The organism is Bradyrhizobium sp. S3.12.5 (assembly GCF_040548225.1).
Taxonomy (GTDB): domain Bacteria; phylum Pseudomonadota; class Alphaproteobacteria; order Rhizobiales; family Xanthobacteraceae; genus Bradyrhizobium; species Bradyrhizobium cytisi.
Map to the genome: position 1 here is coordinate 12,329 of NZ_JBEPRF010000038.1, position 14,462 is coordinate 26,790.

Genomic DNA, 14,462 nt, shown 5'->3' on the forward strand with positions numbered 1-14,462 from the left:
TCGCGGCGCGGGCGACTTGTGCGTTTACGTATCATCGGGATTGTCGTGATGTCGAAGTTGTCGATCGTCTTCAAGCTTCTGACCGTGTTGTCGGTCCTCGTGCTCTCGCTCGCCGGCGTCGGCGTCGTGGCGATCGGCACCATGCAGAACATCAATTCCCACACCGTCGAGATCGCGCAAAGCTGGCTGCCGAGCGTCCGTGCGCTGGGCTCGATCCGCGCTGATGTCAATGAGCTGCGCGTCGCGCTCCGTCTGCACCTGATGCAGGACACCGCCGAGGGCAAGGAAGCGGCCGAAAAGCGCCTCGCCTCGCTGCGCGAACGCATCGAGCAGACCCGCAAGACCTACGAGGCGCTCATCACGACCGCCGAGGAGCGCTCCATCTACGGACAATGGACGACGGCTTGGGGCGAGTATCTGAACGGTGTGCAGGACGTGATGGCGCTATCGCGCAAGAGCCCCGGCAAGTTCCCGGCCGACGCCAACGAGCTGCTGCAGACCAAGGTCGCGAAGATGGCCCAGGCCGCCGATCCGTTGTTGACGAAGGACATCGAGCTCAACAACCGCGGCGCCGAATTGGAGACCAAGCAGGCGGCCGACAGCTACGCCACGATCTTCCGCGTGCTGGTCGGCATCATCATCGCTTCCGTCGCGATCGCGATCGGCGCGGCCTATTATCTCGTCCGCGACGTCTCGTGCGGCATTGCCTCGATCATCAAGCCGATGCAGTCGCTCGGCGAGGGCGACCTCTCGGCCGAGGTGCCGCACCGTGGCGACAAGACCGAGATCGGTTCGATGGCGGATGCGCTCCAGATCTTCAAGGAAGCGCTGATCGCCAAGAGGGCCGCCGACGAGGCGGCCGCGCGCGATGCCGAGGCCAAGATCGAACGCGGCCGCCGCGTCGATGCCATCACCCGCAAGTTCGAGGCCATGATCGGCGAAGTCGTCGGCACCGTCTCTTCGGCCTCGACCGAGCTCGAGGCGTCCGCAACGACGTTGACCAATACCGCGCAGCGCGGTCAGGAGCTCGCGACGGCGGTCGCCGCGGCGTCCGAGGAAGCATCGACCAACGTGCAGTCGGTTGCGTCAGCCTCGGAAGAGCTGTCGTCCTCCGTCACCGAGATCAGCCGTCGCGTACAGGATTCGGCGCGCATGGCCGCGGAAGCGGTCGACCAGGCGGCGCGCACCAATGCGCGCGTCAACGAGCTGTCGCAGGCGGCTTCCCGCATCGGTGACGTCGTCGAGCTCATCAACACCATCGCTGGCCAGACCAATCTGCTGGCGCTGAACGCCACCATCGAAGCGGCGCGCGCAGGCGAAGCCGGCCGCGGCTTCGCCGTCGTCGCCTCCGAGGTCAAGGCGCTGGCGGAGCAGACCGCGAAGGCGACCGGCGAGATCGGGGCGCAGGTCGCAGGCATCCAGGCGGCGACGCAAGAATCGGTCAGCGCGATCCAGGAGATCGGCGGTACCATCGAGCGGCTGTCGGAAGTATCCTCCGCGATCGCCGCCGCGGTCGAGGAGCAGGGCGCGGCCACGCAGGAAATCTCGCGCAACGTGCAGCAGGCCTCGCTCGGCACGCAGGAAGTCTCGATGAACATCACCGACGTGCAGCGCGGCGCGATCGAGACCGGCTCGGCCTCGACGCAGGTGCTGTCGGCGGCGAAATCGCTCGCGACCGACAGTACGCGCCTCAAGGTCGAGGTCGCGCAGTTCCTTGAATCGGTCCGCGCGGCCTGATCCTCAACTGCCTGTTTGTTGAACCGGCGGAGCCTGCCGCCGGAACAGGATGCGCTGGTACAGCCAGCCGATCGCGACCAGCACGATGCCGAGGCACATGAACGACAGCGCGCGGTAGACGCCGGTCAGCGTCGACATGTCGATCACGAAGGCCTTCAGGATCGTCAGCGCGATGACGGCGGCCGACGCCAGCCGCGCCCGCTCGGAGTTCACTGTTAGGCCAATGCCGAGCAGCACGACGCCGAAGGCGAGCCAGCCGATCGAATAGCTGTATTGCTCAGCCCCCGTGGTCTCGCCGCTGGTGAGCAACGGGCCGTGATAGAAGCGGCGGATCTCCAGCGTCAGGTACGACAGCGCAAATACGAGGGCAGCGCCCGCGATGGTGTTCGCATAGACTTTGCCGCGCGCACCGGCGACCGCATAGGCGAGCAGCAGCATCAGCACCGCCGGTAGCGCGTAGCAAAGCAGTAGCAGGTTGAGCACGGCGCCGCCGACATCGATGCGCCACAGCAGCGGGTTCTCTAGGAACAGCAAGCCGAACACGCTGATGAAGCCGGCGATTGCCGTGAGCACGACCGCGCCGACATTGTGCACGATGCTGTGGCTGCGCAGCCGCAATCGCTCCAGCCCGATCGCCATGGCCAATGACACGCAGACCTGGAGGCCTGCTTCGAGCAGTGACGGCGCTGCGATCATGTCGCCGCTGGTTGCGAGATGGCGAACCTCCATGAAGGCGAGCAGCGCGGTGAACAGGATCGCGGCCGCCTCCACCATGCGCAGCGGCGCGTCGTCACCGCGTCGTCGCAGGAACATGCTCGCCGCCCAGAACGAGGCGGCCGGCAGGCCATAGCCCCACAGCAGCCAGTTGAAGATCGGCGTGGTGCCGACGGCATCGCCGACGATGCGGGGGTCGTAAAGGATGCGCGCGGTGACGATGCTGGCGAAGATGGCGGCGAGCCAGCGCAGGAACGGGATCGGTCGCTGCATCGCAATCCAGGCGGTGCCGAGCGACATTAGCGCCAGCGCGATGGTGAGCCAGCCCTTCTCCAGCGCGAAGGTCAGCGCCAGCGCCAGTGCGCCGAGCGTGCCGGTCGCAAACAGTGCAGTGGAGATCGCAACGCCCGGCCGGGTCTCGCGGCGCGTGAGCGTTTCGGTCGCCGCCGCGAAGGCAGCAGCGAGCAGCACCGCGAGGATCGCAAACGGGATCGAGCGGTCGAGATGGGCGATGCGGGCATAGAGCGCGACCAGGATCGCGATCGGCGTGGCGACACCCGCCGCCGACCACACTACGGGAATGATCGCTGAGCTCGAGCGCCCCTGCGCGAAGAAGCCCGCGATGCCGAAGCCGGCGGCGAAGATCGCGGCCATCACGAGGTGCAGCGTCACTGCGCTGTCGGTGGCGGTCGGCGTGATGCCGGGCATGGGGCCGCCCGGCAGCACCAACATGTCGGGATTGGCGCGCACGGCCCATTCGGCGAACACGATGAACACGGTCGCAGCGGCTGCACCCAGCGCGCCGACGGCAGCCTCGGCCCGCCAGGCGACGAACAGCGTCGCCGCAACGAGCAGCGTGAAGGCGATCAGCGCGAGATCGGCATGCGCGCTCGACAGCACGATCAACATCGCGCCGAACAGATAGGCGCCGAGAGCACTCGACGAGACCGGCTCGATCTGCCCGTCCTCGATGGTAGGGCCGAATATGAAGCCGCAGACGACGAGCAGCGCGGCGAGCACGAAGCCGGCGATCACATGGAACGCATGCGGCGCGACCTGCAAATCGCTCGCTTCGAGTCCCGGGAATATCCAGAGCACGGCGAAGACAATGGTGGTGACCGCGAGCCAGCGCCACAGCCTGATACGGGCGAGGCCAAAGCTCGCGGCGGTGACGATAGCCAGATAGATGTAGAGCGCCCAATAGTCCGGCTTGCCGCTGGAGACGAGCACCGGCGTCGCGAAGGCGCCGACCACGCCGAGGCCCGCGAGCGCCGGCCCGTGCAGCAGTGCTGCCGCGAGCGTGCCGAGCGCGACGAGGCCGAGCAGCACGAAGGCCGTGGCGGGCACCAGAAAGTCATAGAGCGCGTAGGCCGCGTATACGGTTGCGAACGCCACCGCGGTTCCGGCCGCGGTGAGGATCGCGGGGATGTTGGCGATCGGCAGCGCCGCGATGGTGAAGATGCTCTCCCTGCGCCGCGTCCATTCGCCGGCGCCCAGCAAAGCGAGTGCGAACAGGCCGCCGAGGAACACACGCACGCCGGGGCCGACCAGGCCAGCCTCGATCGAATAGCGCACCATGAAGAAGCCGCCGAGTGCGAGCGCAAGTCCGCCGATCCACACCACCCAGCGGGTGCCGAGCCGTTCTTCGAAGCCCGGTTCTGCGGCGGGCACGGGAGGCGCGACATTGTCGGTGCTCGCCTCGAGCGGAGGCGGCGAAACTTGTTCGGTGACCGGCGGCGCCAGCTCGGTTTCGGGCGCGAGCGGCGGTGGCTCCGCCGCAATTGTCGCGGGCGCTTCGGGCGCCGGCGTGGGCATCAGCGGTGGCGGCTGCACCTGCCGTTGCGCGTACAGCATTGCCTCGAGCGAGTTCATCCGCCGGCGCAGTTCCGTCGCCTGGCTGGTGGTCTTGATCGCGATCAGGAAGGCGACGATCGCAATGAGAATCGCAAGGTCGTCGAACGGGGCGTCGAACATTAAGGCCTCCAGGCAATCGGCGGGCGGGGGCCGATCGCAAATCTTGGATCTAGCGCCGGGAGCGCACGCGCAAGCCGGGCGCCGGCCGCTCCTGGAGCACGTCGCGGCGGAAGCGATAGAGCGCCGCCGGTCTCCCGCCGGTCTGTGTCGACATCACGCCGGTCGGTTCGACCAGGGCTTCGGTTTCGACCAGACGGCGGAAATTCTGCTTGTGCAGGTGCCGGCCGGAGATCGCCTCCACCGTATACTGCAACTCAGTGAGTGTGAACTCGGCGGGCAAAAGTTCAAATACCACAGGACGATACTTCAACTTCGCGCGCAGCCGCGCGATTCCCGTGGCGAGGATTCTGCGGTGGTCGAACCGCATGGAGGTGCCGAGCGCGGGGAGCGTCCTGCGCGCCAATGCCGCCGGCCGGCCGTCGCGCCGCGCCTCCTCGACCAAGCCTGCCTCGTACAGGAGTTCATAGCGATCGAGCACGCGCTCCTCGTCCCAAGAAGCACCCTCGAGGCCGAAATAGAAGCGTACGCGATCTTTTCGCGGCAGCGCGCGTGTGGTTTCCGGCGTTTCTTCCTCGGCCCATGCGGTCAGCGCCGGGATGATGTCGCGGGCAATGATCGCAGGCGGCGCCTCGCGCCAGTCTTCCCAGGGGAAGAAACGATACCAGGGCTCGAAGCTCGCCGCGTTCGCAGTGCCTTCGGCGGCGCGCGTCAGCGCGAGATAGCCGATCGACACCATATGCGCGCCGGTGTCGCCTGTCTCCGCATGGCGGCCGCGATCGCCAAAGGTGTAGAGCTGCTCGACATAGCCCAGCCGCAAGCCCGCCTGTTCCTCGACCCAGGCGCGCAGGCCGATCTCGAAGGTGCGATGGCTCGGCGCATCGAACGGACCGAACGGCAGTCCGGTCAAGCCGTCGCCGCCGCGCGCGGTCAGCACTAGCGGCTCATGCTCCTCGATCGCGACGATCGCGGCGGTCAGGCCGATCTCGATCGGCGTCAGCAGCTTATCGCTCATTCGGTGACGATCGCTGATGTCATTCGAGCTCGATCACGAAGGGGTGGCCCTCGACCATCATGGCGCCCGGGCCCATCTCGTCGAGCGCGCGCAACATGCGGCCGTTGCGCCCCAGCGCGCGGTCAGCCAGGCTGACGATGCGCCGGTTCGGCGAGGCGATCGGGGAGGCCGCGCGAATTTTCTTGGCGATCTCGATCTCGTCGCGATTCGGATTGAGCGCGCACGCCGTGGCGAACGCGCTTGCGGTGGAGCGGCTGATGCCGGCATAGCAATGCACCACCAGCGGTGCGCTGCGGTCCCAGCCGCGAACGAAATTCAGCACCTGCTCGACATGCGTCTCCGAGGGCGCGACGAAACCGTCCATCTCCTCGGTGATGTCGTCCATCGACACCTTGAGATGGTTGGCAGGGAGCACCGACACCGGCCGCGCCACCTGCTCGACATTCGCCATCACCGTCAGCACATGGCTGGCCCCGGTGCGGCGGACGGTTTCGGGAAGTGCGGCGAGCGAACAGACGTGGATCATGGGGGGACCTTTTTCTTGATTATAGCCGCGACCGTAGAGTGGGCAAAGCCTCACCGTCGTCCCGGACAAACGCAGCGAAGCGGAGTGCAGTCCGGGACCCATAACCACAGGATCGGGTTTTGCGAAGACTCGTGGTTGTCAGTTTCGCACCGCAACTTCTCCCTTGGGTTATGGGTCCCGGCCTTCGCCGGGACGACGACGGAATTAGTAGCGCCATCGACCCATGACAGCACCTACGCAAACACGGCGCCAAACCGCTCCAGAAACTGCTTCTCGGCCCGCGCCGCCGTCCAGGGCGTCAGATAGTCGCGTCGGACGTTGTCGGAGAGGCCCGGATCCCTCCCGAACAGGCGCTTCGCCTCGCTCTCGCTGAAGCCGGCGAGCTCGGTCGCCTCCAGATAGGCCGCGCCGCGATCGGCGGCCTTGATCGCCAGCGTGATCTCGTCCGCGAGAACGGGCGGCAGGCCGAAGCGGATGTGGATGGCGCCGAGCAGGCGCTTCTCCACGGCCTTGTAATGGCCGTCGAGCACCGCCTTGAACGGCGAGATCATGTCGCCGATCACGTACTCGGGCGCGTCGTGCAGCAGCGCGGCGAGGCGCATGCGCTGATCGACGCCCGGCATCTCGTGCCGCAGCACGGTTTCCACCAGCAGCGTGTGCTGCGCCACCGAGAAGATATGTGCGCCAATGGTCTGCCCGTTCCAGCGGGCGACGCGCGCGAGCCCATGCGCGATGTCGCCGATCTCGACATCGAGCGGAGAGGGATCGAGCAGATCGAGCCGCCGGCCCGACAGCATGCGCTGCCAGGCGCGGGAAGCCACGTCGCGTGAAGTCTTCCCGGCCGTCATTTGGCCTTGAGGCGCGGCTTGCGCTGCATCTTGCTGCAGGTCGCGTGGCAGTGGCAGTCGACGAGATGGTCGTTGACCATGCCGGTCGCCTCCATGAAGGCATAGACGATGGTCGGCCCGACGAACTTGAAGCCGCGCGAGGACAACTCCTTGGAGACCTGCACCGACAAAGGTGTCGAGGCCGGCACGCTTGCCGTGGTCTTGAAATTGTTGACCTTGGGCCGGCCGTCCATGAAATTCCACAACAGCTTCGAAAAGCCGGGACCCTTCTCCATGATGTCGAGATAGGATTTTGCGCTGAGGATCGCGCCGTCGATCTTGGCGCGGTTGCGCACGATGCCGACGTCGTTCATCAACGCGTGCACCTTCTTGTCGTTGTAGCGCGCGATCTTCTCCGGCTTGAAATCGTCGAACGCTTTGCGGAAATTGTCGCGCTTGCGCAAAATCGTGATCCAGGAGAGGCCGGCCTGAAAGCCGTCGAGGATCAGCTTTTCATAGAGCGCGCGGTCGTCATACTCGGGCACGCCCCATTCGGTGTCGTGATAGGCGACATAGAGCGGATCTTCGCCGGGCCATGGGCAGCGGGTCTTTCCGTCGGGATGCAGGCGGGGAGCACGGCTCATGCGGTGGGCTGCTTTGCGGGAATGCGGACGACGTCAGGTTCTGCCAGCTTCAACGCGAGACCGCCAGCGGTCAGCGGCTGGCCGGCATCGAGCGCGTCCGCAACGCGGTCGATGCGCACCAGCGCGATGCCCTTGCCTTGCGCCGACGAGCCCATGGTGCCGACGGACTTGTCGCCGGCCATGACACTGACACCAGCCTCGGGCGAGGAGCCTTCGAGCAGTACCTTCACGCTGCGGGTGCGCGCGGTGCCGCGATGCTGCATGCGCGAGACGACCTCCTGGCCGACATAGCAGCCCTTGTCGAAATCGACACCGGCGAGGCGGTCCATATTGGTCTCGTGCGGGAACGCATCGCTGTACATGAAATCGAGCCCGCCGCGCGGCACGCCGAGTGCGATGCGATGCGCCTCGTAGTCGGCGGCATCGACCAGCTCGGCGCCGATCAGGTCGGAGAGTTTTTGCTTGAGATCCTCGGGGATCAGGATGCGAGTGCCGAGATGCTCGTTGCGTGGATCGGCAAAGGAGAGATCCGGCTGAGCCGCTGGCTGGCCGTCCCAGGCCGCGAGCACGCCGAGATCGTCGGAGAGGTTGTCGACCGTCACCTTGGCGCGCAGCTTGTAGAATTTCAGCTTGGTGGCGAGGCCGTCGGCCAGCGGTTTCGGGCAGTCGATCAGGAACCCGCCGCCATGGCCGGCGGGGACTTCCGTGATCAGGAAGTCCACGATGATCTTGCCCTGCGGCGTCAGCAGCGCACCGAATCGCCCCAGGCCCGGCTTGAGCTTGTCGATATCGGTCGTGATGAGGCCGTTGAGGAAGTTGCGCGCATCCTCGCCCGCGATCTTGATCACGCCCCGGTCCGGAAGAAACGCTGATTTCATGCGAAAATCTCTTGCGACATGGTGCTCCGGAACGTAAGCCCGCAAGGCATAAACGACAAGACCTCGAGCCCTGCGCTTGGGGATGAGAGAGGTCTCCAGCCATGACCCAGCGTTTCGATGTGATCCTCAAGGGCGGCACCGTCGTCAACCAGGACGGCGAGGCTGTACGCGATATCGGCATCGCAGGCGGTCGCATCGCCGAGCTTGGCCCGCTGTCGCAAGGCTCCGCCGCCGAGGTGATCGACTGCAAGGGCCTGCACATCCTGCCCGGCGTGATGGACACGCAGGTGCATTTCCGCGAGCCCGGGCTGGAGCAGAAGGAAGACCTCGAGACCGGCTCGCGCAGCGCTGTGATGGGCGGCGTCACCGCCGTGTTCGAGATGCCGAACACCTCGCCGCTTACTGTGACGGAGGCGACTTTCAGCGACAAGGTGAAGCGCGCCCATCACCGCATGCATTGCGATTTCGCCTTCTTCATCGGCGGCACCCGCGAGAACGTGCAGGATCTGCCTGTGCTCGAACGCGCGCCCGGCTGTGCCGGCGTGAAAGTGTTCATCGGCTCCTCGACCGGCGCGCTGCTGGTGGAGGACGACGAGAGCCTGCGCCGCATCTTTCAGGTGATCCGCCGCCGCGCGGCGTTCCATGCCGAGGACGAGTATCGCCTCAACGATCGCAAGGCGCTCCGCATCGAGGGCGATCCGCGTTCGCATCCGGTCTGGCGCGACGAGACCGCGGCGCTGATGGCGACGCAGCGCCTCGTCAAGCTCGCGCACGAGACGGGAAAACGCATCCACGTGCTGCATATCTCCACAAAGGAAGAGATCGAGTACCTGCGTGACCACAAGGATGTCGCGTCCTGCGAGGCGACGCCGCATCATCTCACGCTGGTTGCACCCGAATGCTACGAGCGGCTCGGCACGCTGGCGCAGATGAACCCGCCGGTGCGCGGCGCCGATCACCGCGCCGGCATCTGGCGCGGCATCGAGCAGGGCATCATCGACGTGCTCGGCTCCGACCATGCGCCGCATACGCTGGAGGAGAAGCAGAAGACCTATCCGGCGTCGCCCTCCGGCATGACCGGCGTGCAGACGCTGGTGCCGCTGATGCTCGACCATGTCAACGCCGGCCGGCTGTCGCTCGCAAGGTTCGTCGATCTCACCAGCGCCGGTCCCGCGCGCCTCTACAACATGGCCTGCAAGGGCCGCATCGCCGCCGGTTACGATGCCGACTTCACGATTGTCGATCTAAAGCGCAACGAGACCATCACCAACAAATGGGTGGCATCCAAGGCCGGCTGGACACCCTATGATGGCGTCCGCGTCACGGGTTGGCCCGTCGGCACCTTCATCCGCGGCCGCCGCGTGATGTGGCAGGGCGAGCTGGTGACGGCCTCGCAGGGCGAGCCGGTGCGATTCCTGGAGACGCTGAAGCAGTAGGGGCTTCTCGCTCCGCTGTCATGCCACGGCTTGACCGGGGCATCCAGTACGCCGTGGCGAGAGTTGGCTGATACGACTGCAGCCTCTGGAATACTGGATTGCCCGCTTTCGCGGACAATGACAGTGTGCCTCGAAGCGCAAGCTCAAATTGGGAGAGCACACAATGTCCCAGCCAAACGCCCTCATCACCACCGAGCAGCTCGCCGTCATTCTCAGCGATCCGAACCTCCGCCTCTACGACTGCACGACCTACAACGAACCTGTCCCACCCGGCAGCGACGTGCCGTATCGCGCCGTCGCCGGTGACAAGACGTTCGCGGCCGGCCACATCCCGGGCGCCGATTTCCTCGACCTGCAGGGCGAGTTCTCAGACACCTCCGCGCAACAATTCTTCATGATGCCTGGCGTGGCCCAGCTCGAAGCTGCGTTCGGTCGCCACGGCGCGGATGCAAGCAAGACCATCGTGCTCTACAGCATCGGCACCGTGATGTGGTCGACGCGGTTCTGGTGGATGCTGCGCTCGCTCGGCGTCGACGCACAGGTGCTCGACGGCGGCTTCGACAAATGGAAGCAAGAGGGGCGGCCTGTCGCGACGGGCGCACCGAAGGGCTATCCGGCGACGATCTTCAAGGCCGCGCCGCGCGCCGGATTCTTCGTCGACAGGACGACCGTGAAGGCGCGTATCGGCGATCCCTCGGCCGTCACCGTCAACGCACTCGGGCCGCAGTTTCATAAAGGTCTTGAGCCGAGCCGCTACGGCCGGCCCGGCCGCGTGCCGGGCAGCGTCAACGTGTCGGCTGCAACGCTCGTGAATGCTGACAAGACCCTGACGACGCTCGCCGATGCCGAGGCGAAATTCGCCGCCCAGGGCGTCACGCGCGACAAGAACGTGATCCTGTATTGCGGCGGCGGCATCTCGGCGACGATCGACCTGTTTCTGCTGACGCAGCTCGGCTACGACAAGCTGACGCTCTACGATGCCTCAATGGGCGAGTGGGCAAGGGATGCGGCGCTGCCGATCGAGACGGATTAGGCGACGAATCTTACCCTCCAGGGTGAGAAAATTGGGAACCTTCTCTGCCAGCCTGCATCCAATGTCTGGAACTAACGGAAATGAGCAGGTGACCGCCATGCAACGGACTGCAGCCGGCCTGTCCGCAGGCGCCAGATCATCGGAAGCCGAGCTGATCGACCGCGCGCGGGGCCGTGACGAAGCCGCGCTCCGCGAGATCATGCAGGCCAACAACCGCAGGCTTTACCGGCTCGCGCGCGGCATCCTGCGCAACGACGGCGAAGCCGAGGACGTGGTGCAGGAAACCTATGTCCGCGCCTTCACCCATCTCGACGGCTTCAGGGGCGAGTCCGGACTGTCGACCTGGCTGTCCCGCATCGCCATCAACGAGGCGCTTGGCCGGGCGCGCAGCGCCAGGCCGCACGTCGAGCTCGGTTCGGTGCCCGAAGCCGCGCTCGAGGCGCAGATCATCAAATTTCCCGTTTCTCCCGCAGGCGATCCGGAAAGGACCATGGCCCAACGTGAAATCCAGCGCGTCGTCGAACGCGCCATCGACGAGTTGCCGGACGTCTTCCGCATGGTGTTCGTCGCACGCGTCATGGAGGGCATGAACATCGAGGAGACCGCCGATCTGCTCGGCGTCAAACCCGAGACGGTGAAGACGCGATTGCACCGCGCCCGCACCATGCTGCGCGAAAATGTCGAGAAGGAGATCGGCCCGGTGATGATGGACGCTTTCCCGTTTGCCGGCTGGCGTTGCGAGCGCCTGACCGTGTCGGTGCTGAAGCGCCTCGGGATCGGCGGCTGAATTTTTTCGGGAACGTTTGGGCGAAACTCCCATCCAACTCCTGTGAAGCAATGCCGGAAAATCGTCCGGCACCACAGGAGTGTCAAACCATGTTCGTTCGTTGGAGCGCGGCGATCGCCGCAGCCATTCTGTTGTCCAGCCCCGTGCTGCTGCAAGGTGCGAGCGCTGCCGACAAGCTCACCGATCCGCAGATCGCCCACATCGCCTACACCGCCGGCGTGATCGACATCAACGCTGCCAAGCAGGCGGAGAAAAAAGCCAGGAACAAGGACGTCAAGGCGTTTGCCGAGGACATGCTGCGCGACCACGAGGCGGTCAACAAGCAGGCGCTCGCGCTGGTCAAGAAGCTGAACGTCACGCCGGAGGATAACGACACTAGCAAGGCGCTGTCGAAGCAGGCGAGCGACAAGCTGGCCGAGCTCGACAAGCTCGACGGCGCTGCGTTCGACAAGGCCTATGTCGCGAACGAGGTCGCCTATCACAAGACGGTCAACGGCGCGCTGGAGACCCAGCTCATTCCGTCCGCGAGCAATGCCGAGCTGAAGAGCCTGCTGCAGACCGGCCTGAAGATCTTTCAGGGCCATCAGCAGCATGCCGAGCACGTCGCGACCGAGCTGAAATAGGGAGCTTGCGTTGATGTCGGGACGGCTGTCTTCGATCGCTGTGGCGCTTGTCTTCGCGGCGATGGTCGTTCCGGCGCGCGCCGCGACGATAGAGATCACGATGGAGAATCTCGTGATCTCACCGGCTAAGGTGTCGGCGAAGGTCGGCGACACCATCGCATGGATCAACAAGGACGTCTTCGCCCACACCGCCACCGCGAAAAACGGTGATTTCGACGTCACGCTGCCGCCGGGGAGGTCGGCGACGTCAGTTCTGAAGAAGGCAGGAATCGTCGATTATTACTGCCGCTACCATCCCAACATGAGAGCGACGCTCAAGATCGAGCCGTAAGGGAGGGCGCGCTCGTGTGGCAGGGCGTTGCTGGCGGTCTTTACTGCCTTGCGAGGCAGACCGAAAATTCGCCGTTGCGGATGCGCGCAGGAAAGCCCTCGACGAATTTCGCCACCGCGTCCTCGCCATAGGTGCCGACGAGCTCGGCAAGCGCCGCAAACAGGCTCGCCTGCGCCAGGCAATCGCCGTCGACGCCATCATGGCGCGCTTCGGCCCAGGCCTCGTTGAGATAGCTCAGTGCGGCTTGTTTCTGCTCGTGATCGGGCAGCGGCGCGCGGGCGGGGGCGTAGGAAATCGGCTGGCTCATGAATCTCAATCAGGGCTGGGGCGCGATCCACGGCGATGCGCTGGTGCAAGTGGTGTAGCACGCGCATTAACGACCGCTAGGCCACATCTTTAGGAACGGTTAACGGCTGTGAACAAAGTCGATGACACGGTTCCCGCGAACTCAGTTCGCGTAACGCGCCGTGAGATTCCGCGAGATATTCGAGCCTTCCTCGATATAGCGGCGGATCGCCACCGTCGCCGCCGGCGTGCAGCTCCGGTAGGTCTGCTGAAAGCCGTTATAGCCGCGGTTGAAGCCGGCGATCATGCGGGTGCGGCGCTCGCCGGCGGGCGTTTCGGCATCGATCAGCGCCTGCATCTCGCTGCGCCATTTGTTGCCCTCGTTGGTGCCGCAGATGCCGCGCAGATAGTGCAGGCCACCGAGGATCTCGGCCAGCCGTTGCAAATCGGCGTCGAACGGCGCCGCCACGTCCTGGGCCCGGGCGGGCGCGGAAGCGCAGGCGAGAATCAGGACAAAAATGGCCAGAAATCGCGTCGACATCGGCGGGCTGTATGCCCCCTCAGGGCTGATGACGCAAGGCGGGGCGCTCAGGGACCGATCAGCCGGTGGGCGGACTGGATGATCTCCTCCAGCCCCCCGGTCAGCTTGATGCCGCCAAGGCTCCCCAAAGCGTCCGGGGCAATCCAGCGGTAATCGTCGAGCTCGTCGTTCAGGGCAGGTTCCCTGGCCACCCAGCGGGCGGCAAATGACATGATCAAATAATGGCCGGCACCGGGTGCGGCCGGCAGCACCTCGCGCCAGCCGGCAAGGCTGACGATCTCGATCTCCAGCCCGGTTTCCTCGCCGACCTCGCGGCTCAGCGCCTGGTGCAGCGATTCGCCGAATTCGACCCGGCCGCCAGGCAGCGAATAGAACCCCTTGGCGGGCGAGCGGGCGCGGCGGGTCAGCAGCACCTTGCCGTCGCGGAAGATGGCCGCACTGACCGCGATCTGGGGGTGGGTGGGCTGGGCGACCGAGGCCATTTCTTCAGCTACCTGTCTTCAGCTACCTGTCTTCAGCTACCTGTCTTCAGCTACTTGTCTTCAGGTACTTGTCTTCAGCTACTTGGCTCAATTCGCCATGATGGTGTCGACGTCGGCTTCCGCGCCGCCATTGATGATGCCGCCGCAGGCCGCGATCAGCGGCTTGACCCAGAGGGTGGCCTGCTCGGCGAGCCGGACGCGGATTGTGTCCTTCTCGACCTCGCGCATGGCCGAGCCGACCGCTGATAGAATCGAGGTCATGGTGTCGGTGATGTGGTCGAACTGGGCGCGCACGGATGGCTCGGCCTTCTCATAGGCTTCGATCGCAAGATCCCGCGCCTTGAAGTTCGAGGCGGTGAAATGCTCGGCATAGGACAGCGGCGTCCAGGTCAAAAAATCTTCCGCGCATTCCGGCATGTCCGGGACCATCTCGAGCAGCATCACGGCTTCATTGAAATGGTTGAGATAGTCTGTGGCAAGCCCGGTCCGCGGGTTGATGTTGGCCACGCGCAGCCGGTCGGCCCAGGCCGCGGCTTCGGGGCCCGTCTGTGCGCGCGTCGCGGGTTGGGAGGCCGTTGAGCTCATCCGCCGCAGTGTTAACGTTCGGGGTTAAAAGGACCTGAACGGACCCT

16 protein-coding genes are annotated in these 14,462 nt (G+C 65.4%); 6 read left to right on the top strand and 10 right to left on the bottom strand.

Annotation, left to right across the window (positions count from 1 at the left end):
* Window positions 1-48: 48 nt before the first annotated feature.
* Window positions 49-1,737: a methyl-accepting chemotaxis protein gene (locus ABIC09_RS35555; RefSeq protein ID WP_354112168.1), complete on the top strand. Its 1,689-nt coding sequence runs from the start codon at window positions 49-51 to the stop codon at window positions 1,735-1,737.
* Between the two features lie 3 nt (window positions 1,738-1,740).
* Here the strand turns inward: ABIC09_RS35555 and ABIC09_RS35560 are convergent, their stop codons facing one another.
* The 6 genes from ABIC09_RS35560 to ygfZ all read right to left on the bottom strand — a co-directional run bounded on the left by ABIC09_RS35560 (window position 1,741) and on the right by ygfZ (window position 8,312).
* A complete protein-coding gene (locus ABIC09_RS35560; protein WP_354112169.1) occupies window positions 1,741-4,425 on the bottom strand; it encodes a DUF2339 domain-containing protein in 2,685 nt (894 codons plus the stop codon).
* Between the two features lie 49 nt (window positions 4,426-4,474).
* Window positions 4,475-5,437 carry an NUDIX hydrolase gene (locus ABIC09_RS35565; protein WP_354112170.1) on the bottom strand — a complete coding sequence of 321 codons (963 nt, stop codon included), beginning with the start codon at window positions 5,435-5,437 and terminating at the stop codon, window positions 4,475-4,477.
* 19 nt (window positions 5,438-5,456) lie between these two features.
* A complete protein-coding gene (locus ABIC09_RS35570) occupies window positions 5,457-5,963 on the bottom strand; it encodes a tyrosine phosphatase family protein (RefSeq protein ID WP_148750000.1) in 507 nt (168 codons plus the stop codon).
* Between the two features lie 233 nt (window positions 5,964-6,196).
* On the bottom strand, window positions 6,197-6,811 hold the full coding sequence (locus tag ABIC09_RS35575; RefSeq protein ID WP_354083538.1) for a YfbR-like 5'-deoxynucleotidase: 615 nt from the start codon (window positions 6,809-6,811) through the stop codon (window positions 6,197-6,199).
* The gene (locus ABIC09_RS35580) at window positions 6,808-7,434 is read right to left on the bottom strand and encodes a DNA-3-methyladenine glycosylase I (protein ID WP_354112171.1); all 627 of its coding nucleotides are present in this window, start codon (window positions 7,432-7,434) and stop codon (window positions 6,808-6,810) included. Before ABIC09_RS35580 ends, ABIC09_RS35575 begins: the two co-directional genes overlap by 4 nt.
* On the bottom strand, window positions 7,431-8,312 hold the full coding sequence (gene ygfZ, locus ABIC09_RS35585; protein WP_354112172.1) for a CAF17-like 4Fe-4S cluster assembly/insertion protein YgfZ: 882 nt from the start codon (window positions 8,310-8,312) through the stop codon (window positions 7,431-7,433). The genes ABIC09_RS35580 and ygfZ overlap by 4 nt, the downstream gene beginning before the upstream one ends.
* A gap of 101 nt (window positions 8,313-8,413) precedes the next feature.
* On the opposite strand from ygfZ, the gene ABIC09_RS35590 reads away from it, so the two are divergent.
* The 5 genes from ABIC09_RS35590 (at window position 8,414) to ABIC09_RS35610 (ending at window position 12,522) form a co-directional block, all read left to right on the top strand.
* Entirely contained in the window at window positions 8,414-9,748 is a 1,335-nt protein-coding gene (locus ABIC09_RS35590; RefSeq protein ID WP_354112173.1) for a dihydroorotase, read from the top strand.
* A 163-nt stretch (window positions 9,749-9,911) separates the two neighbouring features.
* Window positions 9,912-10,781, top strand: coding sequence for a sulfurtransferase (locus tag ABIC09_RS35595; protein ID WP_354112174.1), 870 nt, complete (start codon window positions 9,912-9,914; stop codon window positions 10,779-10,781).
* Window positions 10,782-10,878: 97 nt separating this feature from the next.
* A complete protein-coding gene (locus ABIC09_RS35600) occupies window positions 10,879-11,568 on the top strand; it encodes an RNA polymerase sigma factor (RefSeq protein ID WP_354112175.1) in 690 nt (229 codons plus the stop codon).
* 89 nt (window positions 11,569-11,657) lie between these two features.
* Window positions 11,658-12,191 (top strand): DUF4142 domain-containing protein, encoded by a 534-nt coding sequence (locus tag ABIC09_RS35605; RefSeq protein WP_354112176.1) that lies wholly within the window; start codon window positions 11,658-11,660, stop codon window positions 12,189-12,191.
* Between the two features lie 13 nt (window positions 12,192-12,204).
* On the top strand, window positions 12,205-12,522 hold the full coding sequence (locus ABIC09_RS35610) for a cupredoxin domain-containing protein (protein WP_354112177.1): 318 nt from the start codon (window positions 12,205-12,207) through the stop codon (window positions 12,520-12,522).
* A 40-nt stretch (window positions 12,523-12,562) separates the two neighbouring features.
* Here ABIC09_RS35610 and ABIC09_RS35615 read toward each other — a convergent pair whose 3' ends face one another.
* The 4 genes from ABIC09_RS35615 to ABIC09_RS35630 all read right to left on the bottom strand — a co-directional run bounded on the left by ABIC09_RS35615 (window position 12,563) and on the right by ABIC09_RS35630 (window position 14,415).
* Window positions 12,563-12,829, bottom strand: a complete 267-nt coding sequence (locus ABIC09_RS35615; protein ID WP_092227477.1) for a hypothetical protein — start codon at window positions 12,827-12,829, stop codon at window positions 12,563-12,565.
* Between the two features lie 141 nt (window positions 12,830-12,970).
* Window positions 12,971-13,348: a TIGR02301 family protein gene (locus tag ABIC09_RS35620; protein WP_148752141.1), complete on the bottom strand. Its 378-nt coding sequence runs from the start codon at window positions 13,346-13,348 to the stop codon at window positions 12,971-12,973.
* Between the two features lie 47 nt (window positions 13,349-13,395).
* Window positions 13,396-13,830, bottom strand: coding sequence for an NUDIX hydrolase (locus ABIC09_RS35625; RefSeq protein WP_148752142.1), 435 nt, complete (start codon window positions 13,828-13,830; stop codon window positions 13,396-13,398).
* Window positions 13,831-13,917: 87 nt separating this feature from the next.
* On the bottom strand, window positions 13,918-14,415 hold the full coding sequence (locus ABIC09_RS35630) for a hypothetical protein (protein ID WP_148752144.1): 498 nt from the start codon (window positions 14,413-14,415) through the stop codon (window positions 13,918-13,920).
* Window positions 14,416-14,462: the final 47 nt, after the last annotated feature.